The following is a 2,087-nucleotide window of genomic DNA, read 5'->3' as shown; positions in this document are numbered from 1 at the left end:
GAGCCGGTTGCCCCGGTCGAGCCTGTTGCTCCGGTCGAGCCAGTCGCACCAGTCGAGCCTGTGGCACCAGTCGAACCAGTCGCTCCGGTCGAGCCAGTCGCTCCGGTCGAGCCTGTGGCACCGGTCGATCCAGTCGCTCCGGTCGAGCCGGTTGCGCCGGTCGAGCCGGTTGCCCCGGTCGAGCCCGTCGCGCCGGTCGAGCCGGTTGCCCCGGTCGAGCCAGTTGCACCGGTCGAGCCCGTCGCACCGGTCGAGCCCGTCGCGCCGGTCGAGCCAGTCGCTCCGGTCGAGCCTGTGGCACCGGTCGAGCCGGTTGCCCCGGTCGAGCCGGTTGCCCCGGTCGAGCCTGTGGCGCCGGTCGAGCCGGTTGCCCCGGTCGAGCCCGTCGCGCCGGTTGCCCCGGTCGAGCCAGTTGCACCGGTCGAGCCCGTCGCGCCGGTCGAGCCGGTTGCCCCGGTCAAGCCTGTGGCACCGGTCGAGCCGGTTGCCCCGGTCGAGCCGGTTGCCCCGGTCGAGCCTGTGGCGCCGGTCGAGCCGGTTGCCCCGGTCGAGCCAGTTGCCCCGGTCGAGCCAGTCGCTCCGGTCGAGCCTGTGGCGCCGGTCGAGCCCGTCGCCCCGGTCGAGCCTGTGGCACCGGTCGAGCCAGTCGCCCCGGTCGAGCCTGTGGCACCGGTCGAGCCAGTCGCCCCGGTCGAGCCAGTTGCCCCGGTCGAGCCTGTGGCACCGGTCGAGCCGGTTGCGCCGGTCGAGCCGGTTGCCCCGGTCGAGCCAGTTGCCCCGGTCGAGCCTGTGGCACCGGTCGAGCCGGTTGCGCCGGTCGAGCCGGTTGCCCCGGTCGAGCCCGTCGCGCCGGTCGAGCCGGTTGCCCCGGTCGAGCCAGTTGCACCAGTCGAGCCAGTCGCTCCGGTTGCACCAGTCGAACCAGTCGCTCCGGTCGAGCCAGTCGCTCCGGTCGAGCCGGTTGCCCCGGTCGAGCCCGTCGCGCCGGTCGAGCCGGTTGCCCCGGTCGAGCCAGTTGCCCCGGTCGAGCCCGTCGCGCCGGTCGAGCCAGTCGCTCCGGTCGAGCCTGTGGCGCCGGTCGAGCCGGTTGCCCCGGTCGAGCCGGTTGCCCCGGTCGAGCCTGTGGCGCCGGTCGAGCCGGTTGCCCCGGTCGAGCCAGTCGCCCCGGTCGAGCCAGTTGCCCCGGTCGAGCCAGTTGCCCCGGTCGAGCCCGTGGCTCCGGTCGAGCCAGTCGCTCCGGTCGAGCCAGTCGCTCCGGTCGAGCCGGTTGCCCCGGTCGAGCCAGTTGCCCCGGTCGAGCCCGTGGCTCCGGTCGAGCCAGTCGCTCCGGTCGAGCCGGTTGCCCCGGTCGAGCCAGTTGCCCCGGTCGAGCCGGTTGCCCCGGTCGAGCCCGTGGCACCGGTCGAGCCAGTCGCTCCGGTCGAGCCAGTCGCTCCGGTCGAGCCGGTTGCCCCGGTCGAGCCTGTTGCTCCGGTCGAGCCAGTGGCACCCGTCGAGCCTGTCGCACCGGTAGAGCCTGTTGCTCCGGTTGCGCCGGTAGAGCCGGTCGATCCAGTCGAGCCGGTTGCACCAGTCGAGCCTGTCGATCCAGTCGAGCCAGTTGCTCCAGTAGAGCCGGTAGAGCCCGTAGAACCTGTCGCTCCGGTATCACCGGTTGCACCCGTGGCTCCGGTAGAGCCTGTCGCACCAGTCGAGCCTGTCGCACCGGTAGAGCCTGTTGCTCCGGTTGCGCCGGTAGAGCCGGTCGATCCAGTCGAGCCGGTTGCACCAGTCGAGCCTGTCGATCCAGTCGAGCCAGTTGCTCCAGTAGAGCCGGTAGAACCTGTCGCTCCGGTATCACCGGTTGCACCCGTGGCTCCGGTAGAGCCTGTCGCACCGGTAGAGCCAGTCGCTCCGGTATCACCGGTTGCGCCTGTGGCTCCGGTAGAGCCAGTCGAGCCTGTCGCACCGGTAGAGCCAGTCGCTCCGGTATCACCGGTTGCGCCTGTGGCTCCAGTCGAGCCGGTAGAACCGGTAGAACCGGTAGAACCGGTAGAACCGGTAGAACCGGTAGAACCGGTAGAACCGGTAGAACCGGTAGAACCGGT

Annotated in this window: 1 protein-coding gene; it reads left to right on the top strand. The window is 71.8% G+C overall.

The genetic code is table 11. From position 1 onward, the window contains the following. Positions 1-2,087, top strand: a 2,087-nt coding sequence (locus ACWGTI_RS26930) for a hypothetical protein (protein WP_454589929.1), incomplete at both ends; no start/stop codon positions are given.

It is taken from the genome of Mesorhizobium sp. ArgA1 (genome assembly GCF_053714375.1).
Note: the sequence above shows the minus strand (reverse complement) of the source record. Positions and strands in the feature narration are given on the sequence as shown.